This is a genomic window from Flavobacteriales bacterium, from assembly GCA_020435415.1.
Taxonomy (GTDB): domain Bacteria; phylum Bacteroidota; class Bacteroidia; order JACJYZ01; family JACJYZ01; genus JACJYZ01.
The window spans coordinates 19,175-27,414 of sequence record JAGQZQ010000041.1 but is presented as its reverse complement, the minus strand read 5'-3'; the positions used below and the strand labels follow the sequence as shown (position 1 = coordinate 27,414).

Annotated in this window: 6 protein-coding genes; 2 read left to right on the top strand and 4 right to left on the bottom strand. The window is 47.9% G+C overall.

Annotation, left to right across the window (positions count from 1 at the left end; all coding sequences use genetic code 11):
• Positions 1-27: 27 nt before the first annotated feature.
• Genes KDD36_08375 through KDD36_08365 form a run of 3 tightly spaced genes read right to left on the bottom strand, consistent with a single transcriptional unit; the run spans position 28 to position 4,016 of the window.
• Complete coding sequence (locus tag KDD36_08375; GenBank protein ID MCB0396654.1) at positions 28-453, bottom strand: hypothetical protein; 426 nt, start codon at positions 451-453, stop codon at positions 28-30.
• Positions 454-461: 8 nt separating this feature from the next.
• The gene (locus KDD36_08370; protein ID MCB0396653.1) at positions 462-3,449 is read right to left on the bottom strand and encodes a choice-of-anchor L domain-containing protein; all 2,988 of its coding nucleotides are present in this window, start codon (positions 3,447-3,449) and stop codon (positions 462-464) included.
• Positions 3,450-3,476: 27 nt separating this feature from the next.
• On the bottom strand, positions 3,477-4,016 hold the full coding sequence (locus tag KDD36_08365; GenBank protein MCB0396652.1) for a choice-of-anchor L domain-containing protein: 540 nt from the start codon (positions 4,014-4,016) through the stop codon (positions 3,477-3,479).
• A gap of 642 nt (positions 4,017-4,658) precedes the next feature.
• Here KDD36_08365 and KDD36_08360 point away from each other — a divergent pair.
• Both KDD36_08360 and KDD36_08355 read left to right on the top strand, forming a co-directional pair.
• Positions 4,659-5,558, top strand: a complete 900-nt coding sequence (locus KDD36_08360) for a hypothetical protein (GenBank protein MCB0396651.1) — start codon at positions 4,659-4,661, stop codon at positions 5,556-5,558.
• Positions 5,559-5,576: 18 nt separating this feature from the next.
• Positions 5,577-6,200 carry a hypothetical protein gene (locus KDD36_08355; GenBank protein ID MCB0396650.1) on the top strand — a complete coding sequence of 208 codons (624 nt, stop codon included), beginning with the start codon at positions 5,577-5,579 and terminating at the stop codon, positions 6,198-6,200.
• Here KDD36_08355 and KDD36_08350 read toward each other — a convergent pair whose 3' ends face one another.
• On the bottom strand, positions 6,201-8,234 hold the full coding sequence (locus tag KDD36_08350; GenBank protein ID MCB0396649.1) for a gliding motility-associated C-terminal domain-containing protein: 2,034 nt from the start codon (positions 8,232-8,234) through the stop codon (positions 6,201-6,203). It lies immediately after the preceding gene.
• Between the last annotated feature and the right edge of the window lie 6 nt (positions 8,235-8,240).

Genomic DNA, 8,240 nt, shown 5'->3' with positions numbered 1-8,240 from the left:
GGGCAAAGGGCCTGCCCTACACGGACCCTATTCGTTGGTACCTGCAAACACAAAACGTGACAGCCTGTCCCTGTCCTGCCGCACCCATTCCATCTTGTTTTCACTAACCGACACCACAATCCATTCATAGGTTCTTTGGGCTTTCGATTCAATCACCTGCTCATTGTAGACTTCCACTTTCAGGAACAACCGGGCACCATCCGACTGATACCGCCAGCGCCCCTCCATCTTGTTTTCACCTAACCATTGCACAAAAGTGCCATCTGTATTAAGTACCACCCGGATAGCCTCTTTCTCCGTCTTCAGTCGCTCACCCGTCTCGTGATCCACCACCTCACTTTGTTTCCACTCCCGACACAACTTCTCACTCACCTCCAGATCATCCGATTGTGCGGATGCCGAAACAACATACATGAATAAACCGAACAGCATCAATGTACTTCTATATTTCATCCTCCAGGTCATTTGATTAATGTTACATGTCCTACCCTGCGCACCTCATCTCCGTCACAAAACCTTGCGCGGATCACCCACACATATACATCTTCCTCGGCGATGTCCGTTCCGCCGTTTGCCGTTCCATCCCACCCGGCCAGACTTGATGTCTGATAAATCTGATTTCCCCACCGGTCAAAGATGAACATGTTGATATCACACACACCATATTCCTTCGCCGCAAACCAATCGTTGTCTCCATCGCCGTTTGGCGTAAATGCATTGGGAACATACAAGGCGTGGATATCCTTTACACAAACCTGCTTGACAACATCATCGGTGCAGCCGTATTGGTTCTCAAGATAAAGGGTCACCGGAAAACATCCTGTATCCAGATATGTGTGTACAGGGTTTTGTGTGGCCGAACTGTCATCATCTCCGAAGTCCCAGAGCCAGGTTGTCGCATTGGTGGATTTATCAAAGAAATTGATGGTGGGATTGAATACGTTAACCTCCCACGGATCGGCGGTAAAATCGGCTGAAGGCCACGGGTAGCCTTCTATATAACAGGTTTTTGTAAGGGTACTCTCACAACCTTCGGGAGAGGTGACCGAAAGGGTGATGTCATAGCACCGGGCTTCATTAAACGTATGCGTCGGATTACAATCCGTTGACGAGGTACCATCACCAAAATCCCACAAACACGTTCCGGGATCCGAGCAATTCACAAACTGAACGGTAACCGGGATACAGGCTTTTATGCTATCGGAAAAACACACATTCGGGTAAACTGAAATATCCGGTACATCCACACAAATAGTATCCGTGCAGGCATTGGCATCGGTAATGGTAACACAATAAACGCCCGGAGGAAGACCGGATATGGCTGCGGTGGCTTGTGAAGAACCATCGTTCCAGCGATAACTGAACGGTGCTGTCCCTCCCGATGAAACACTTACCGAAACGGTTCCGTCATTGTTCCCGCATGTTGCAGGAGTAGACAACGGGTCGAGAACAATAACATCCGGTTCTGTGATATCCACACACAAACCGGCTGTGCAACCGTTGGCATCATTCACGGTGACACAATAAGTACCTGCAGTCACCCCCCAAAGATCTTCTGTTGTCTGACCACTATCCCAAAGAACATTGATATTTCCTGTTCCGCCGGTCACATTCAGATCCACCGATCCATCATTACCACCAAAGCACTTCACGTTAAAATGGTTTTCACCAAGCACAAGTGCGGGTGGTTCTGTGATAACCACCACTTCGTTAAAAGCACATCCGTTTGCATCCGTCACAGTCACCGTCCATGTACCCGGACATAACCCTGTGGCTGTGGCACTGGTCTGTACTGCCGGGTCATTCCACAAGTAAGACAGTGTTCCCTGGCCGCCGGAAGCAATCGCAGTGCCTGTTCCGTCACAAGCGCCAAAACAGCTGACAGGCGTTTGCGATGTTGACAGCACCACCGGAGCCGGCTCATTGAGTGTCATCTGAATGGAAGCCTGACAACCATTCTGGTCTGTTACAATAACCGTGTGATTTCCTGCACAGAGACCTGTTGCGGTAGCCGTTGTCTGCGCAGCTGGATCATCCCAGAGGTAGCTGTGGGGCAGGCTGCCTCCCGTTGCAGTCACCGTTGCTGTGGCATCGCATATGCCATTGCACGATGCATCGGTTCCGGTAACGGAAAGATTAATTGCGGTTGGAGAAGATAACGTAACCGACGTTGTAGATATACATCCGTTTACGTCAGTGACTGTCACCTGATAAGTTCCCACACAAAGTCCGGTGGCGGTAGCTCCGCTTTGTGAAGATGGATCATCCCATTGATAAATGTACGAGCCGCTACCTGTTGCCGTGACCGTGGCCGTACCATCACACAAGCCTTCGCAAATCGGATTTACCTGTGATGTGGTGAGATTGGGAAGCGGGTTAACGATAACCAATGCTGATGCTGTATCCGAATTCCCGTCGTTATCTGTTACCGTTACGTAATAGCGTGTGGTGGATGCAGGACAAACCTGATGGGGACCCGCCGTGGTGCCGATATTCGGATTCCATGTAAATGCATAAGGGGCAACGCCTCCCTGCGGGAATGCTTCCACATTGCCACAATCTTCCTCACAAAATTCATCTCCGGTGGCGGTAAGTATGGGACCACACGATACCGCTACGGTTACACTGTCGGTGACCGTGCAACCATTGGCATCGGTAAGGGTAACCATATAGGTTGTGGTAACTGTTGGGGTAGCCACCGGATTCTGACATGCAGTGCATGACAACCCGGTACCTGGTGACCAGACGAAAGTACCTGTACCGGTCGCATTCAGTTGCGCGCTGTTGGTGCATATCACCTGATCCGGACCGGCATCAATGGTAGGCCCGTCGCTGATGGTCAGAATGGCGGAAGCGTCAAGGTTACCACCACAGATGGCCTGTCCGATAAACAATTCAATCGTTTCCTGGCCTTCCGTCAACTGATCACAAATGACAGCAACAGGTACGGTTACGGTGGTTTGTCCCGCGGGAAAAGTAACCGATCCGCTCAAACCGGTGTAGTCTGTACCATCGGTAGCTGAACCACTAAGGGTATAATCTACCGTCAATGGATTGGCCTGGGGTTGGTCCAACGTGAAAACAAAGGTACCGTCCGTGCAACATTCCACCGCATCGGTGGCGGTGACCACCAACTCGGGTGTTCCACAACTGATCCCCCCTTTCTCCAGGAACACGCCGGAATCATAAATGCCATCACCGTAATCCGCAATCACAATTTTCATATGATAGGTCGAGCAAGGTGTCACGGTCATGGTAGCGGTAAGGACGGTGGTGAATGCATCATACTGAACGGAAGCACCTCCATTGTTATTCACATAATACTGGTTGTTGGTGTTGGTATTGATGTTATCAATCTCCACATTAAGGGTGGTACCGGGAACCAGGGCGATGTTTTGCATACCGGTAATACCGGGTCCGCTGATAAGAAAGGCGAAGGCATCACTCACGTTTGCATTGACATACTCCGGATATTCTTAAGATCCGAAGACATACCTTATCTGAATCTGATCGCATGTAGGTGTGATGTCAAACTCGATGCTGCATGCGTCAAAACTGGTACCCGCATCCGCGCAGTTGGTGCACGTACACACCCCGTTCGTGGTCATGGTGCCGTTGCACCCCGTTTGGGTACAAGGACCTCCGATCACACAACCGGAAGTTCCACCGTTGACAAGGTCGTCCAGGTCTGTATCACCGGGTGCATTGTTGTCGCGTCCGGCATCTCCGATATTGTTGGGACCTACTGCGACATTGATATTCCCTGTGGTTAGAAGGATACCACCAGTGAGTCCTATATTGGAATTCCCCCCGTTGAATGAACCATATGCGCCGTTGGGACAATTAACCTGAAAGTTGGCGATGGTCACATCGGGACCGAAGAGCAGATTCCTGATATCATTTAAGTTCAGCCCTCCTGTGACTGTTAACTGAGCCTTTGCTGGTGTCAGAAAACAGAGGAACACAACCAATACGGCAAGGTTTACCTTGCGGTTCAGGGGAAAACAATACGACATGGTTAGCTCTACCTACGGTTACGAAATGGACTGACTCTTACTCAAAAGTAAACCACGACCTTTCCGATGTCCATCAAATTATTTCGACTGCTTGGACTCTATACAAACCTAACTTAGTAGCTTCCAGCAACGCAGACCAACCACATCCATTTGAATTATAATGATTTACAGGCAGAATAAAATTCATCCATTCTTTCAATTCTAACCGACTGGAATTGCTTTATTCATGGCGCTTTCAAGACTATTTATTAGCCATCTCCAGAAGATAAGGGCAAATAAAATATTACGAAACCTGGTCAACCACTGCTTACCCCTGGCACATCCAACATCAGGATTGAACAACAGCATCAAATAAGGCCCCGGCTATTTTCTACTGCAACTATACTTCGGAGCGTATTGCCGGGGCATTATTGCCAATGCATCAGGCGTCAACTGCAATGCACATGGCAATCAACCATAAGGAGATTAACCATCGTCACAACTTGAATGATGCAAATATAAACCCCCTTCCTTCCTTTTTCCGTTCAAAGAATACGCAGTTTTGGATTTTAAATCATTACATTTATCGTGCACCATTGGTCCGATTACCTTACCTGCAATGAATCTATCAATCCGGCACCTTCGATTTTCATTGGAATTAAAATGAAACGTACCGACCAGCTTCACGAACTGATAAAAAGCCTCTCCCAAACGGAAAAGAGGTATTTTAAGATGTTCTCCAATATGCGGGGCAAGGGCGGAACCAATTACCTGAACCTATTTGAGGCCATTGAACGAATGAAGGTTTATGATGAGGGCCGGTTGAAGGAAAAGTTCAAAGGAAGCACCCTCAGCAAACACCTGCCTTCCGAGAAAAATTACCTGTATCACCTGATTTTAAAGAGCCTTCGCGCTTATCATTCAGATGCCACAAAAAACAATGAACTAAGCAACCTGCTCCAAAGCATCGAGATCCTGTTCGACAAGGGAATGTTCACCCATTGTCTGAAATTGCTTGCCAAAGCCAGAAAGCTTGCATATCGTTATGAGAAGCACACCCTGCTCCTGGATATTCTTAAGTGGGAACAGAAAATAACACGGGCCCGTTTTGATCTGGATAACCTGGAGGAAAACGTGGATGAGACACTCGCCGAAGAGCACCGGATTCTGAGTGATCTTCAAGCCATTGCACAGTATAAGATTTCCTTTTACAAGCTTACCACCTTTATTGATAACCGTGGAATTGCACGCAGCGAATCCGAACTACAGCGGCTGGACAACATCATGTCGGGCGATTTCATCAGATCCATCGAAAATGCCACTTCATATGAAGGCCGGATCTATTATTATTTGTCCTGGGCCGATTATCATTATGCCAGAGGAAATCTAAAAGAGGATTATAAGATCAGCCAGGAACTGGTCAACTTTATTGAGTCAAAGCCTGAACTTCTGCAGCAGGATAAACGCCCCCATATCAACGGGCTCAGTTATCTCGCCATTGCCTGTACCCGCATCGGGATGTTTGATGAGGCACGAAAGGCGCTGAACGATCTAAAGAAATAACTCCAGCCATCACAACACTTGTCACGTGACCTGGAGGTAAGAACCTACTCGCTTGTACTTCGGCTGGAGTTGAGTTTATTCCGGGAGACCGGTGAATTTGAAAAAGGGTATGAACTGGCGAAGCAAATCTCTGATGCACTTCAATCACGTGAAAAATCCCTCAGCAAAGAACAGGAACTGATGGTGTTCTTTTATATGGCATTTTTCTTCTGGAGCAGTAACGATCGAAAAAAAACGCTGCATTACCTGAACCGAATTTTTGAAAGCAAGGAACGTGAAGATATATTATGCTTTGCGCGTATCCTGAATATTATTTCTCACTTCGAGATGGGAAACACCCTTATTCTCGGCCACATTATCCGTTCTACAAAAAGTTTCCTGCAACGAAGAAAGAAATTGTTCCAATCTGAATTGCTGGTGCTGAAATACATCGACAAGATGGCGGGAATGAATAGCGATGCTGAGAAGCGGGAATGCTTTATTGCCCTGGGAAAAGCCATGGATGAGACCCTGAAAGATCCGTATGAAAGAACGGTACTTGACTACATGGACCTGTCATCCTGGATCACCAGTCATGTAGAGAACATCCCTTTCGCAGAAGTGGTCCGAAAAAAAAACGGGGGAAAGAAAAAAAAGGATTGATCAGCGGATCAGATTAAAAGTACCCTTCTTGTCAAAGGTTCTTCCATCCACTGTTTTGATTTTAACAAAATACACGTACACGCCTAACGGCTGGTTGTGACCATTAAAGGTGCCGTCCCATCCCATCATTGGATCAACGGTTTCAAAGACCACATCACTCCATCTGTTAAACACGATGAACTGATACTCCAAAGGATCTATGAACATGCTGATCGGGATGAATTCATCATTCAAACCATTATCATCCGGCGTAAAGGCGTTGGGAATATAAAGCCTAGGAAGCTGGTACGCACACGCTTCATTGGAAACACTGCTCACTGAGAACGGCCATGGGTTACCGGCATTCTCAACAGCCTCCACCTCATAACAAAACGAACCATCCCCCGATGTCAGTTGATCCACGGGATCTATATAGGTGAATTGTGAACTGCCGACCGTTGCGATCATGGCTTTGATACCCACTCCGCCAACAGTCCGGTAGATCCTGTATTCGGATATTCCTGCAGGCCAGTCCGTGTAAGCTGTCCATGTAATGGTATTGGTAAAATCGTTATTGGCTGTAGCTGTGCAAACCATGGTCTGACCGACATTGGACGAGATCATGGCGGAGGCGCCACATGTATTGATCACCTCCAGGCGATAGGCATATGGTCCGGCTGCCGGATCTACGGAATTGTCGGTATAAGTCACCAGCGGTGAACCACCGGGAGTAAGGGTAGCTATGGTAGCGTAGGGCCCTGATGCGATAGGTGCACGTTGCACAAGGTACTGCATGGCCTCTGCCATGGTATCCACATAAAAGGTCACATCAATCGCTGACCCGTTCACGGTGGCAGTGCTCACATAAGTATATGCCGGCGGAAATGGCGGATCGGAATACACACAGACCTTGTTGGATGAAGATGTTCTCAGGCCGGAACCGTCATTGGCGCGAACCACATAACAGTAAACACTGTAGCCATTCAACCCGGTATGTATATAGGATGTACCCTGAACAGAGTCCAGTGCTACAGGAGTCCCGCCATTTTCAATCGCATAAATGGTATAGGATGACACACCATCATTCCATCCTTTGTATTCATTCCATGTCAAACTTGATTCCAGGGTGCAACGATCAATGCTTACGTCAAGAAATATGGTATTGTGTTGTGTTCCAAGTGGACTGACATTAAAACAACTGTCAAATGCTGCCACCCGGTATTGTTCGAAATTTGCTCCCGCTCCACCTCCGGGATTATTGAAATAGGTATTATTTTTCCCCCACAGGGTATCCACTGGCTGCCAGAATCCACCTACCCATTGGTAAATAATGTAGCCCGCAGCGTCGGGATCAGGACTTGGCTGCCAACCCATGTGCGCATTACCATTAGAGGTATCAACGCTTAATGAATCAAGTTCGGTGATGCCAGGCGCAATCACATCCTGAAAAACATCTCCGTCTACGGAGGACACTGAAGTGCAACCGGAATCATTTGCTACCATGATCCGGTAATTGATCTGTGAGTTGCATATCGAAATGGTATCAACAAAAGGCGCGGTTGTCGTACTATCCAATAAGGTCCAGGTACCAGCCGGGTATTCTCTGTATATATATACAAGGGAAGATGTTCCGGCAGGCGGATTGGTCCACAGACTCCAGTTAACGGTTGCTATTCCGCCTCCGTTACCGGTCACCTGAACCGTCAGATTCCCGAGGGTGTCGGAATCAAAGGTTCCACAGGCACTGACTGCTCTTACAAAATAATAATATGGTTGCAACTGCGCGTTGATCCCGTTGTCCGGATAGCTGAGTACGGTAGGGTCGTTGTTTACCTGATAAACCAGATTGAAAGGGCCGGTGGCCTGTGTCGATCTGTACAATTCATAGCGAATGAAGTCGCTGCATGTATCCTCCGGCATTTGCCAGGTGATGGTAACCGAACCAACGGGATCTACGGAGACACACTGCAATCGGGCCTGCATACCGGACTGAGCAAAGCACCAGGCCGATGTACAGATAAAATAACTCAGCGTTATATATCTCTGTATACTCAAATCTTA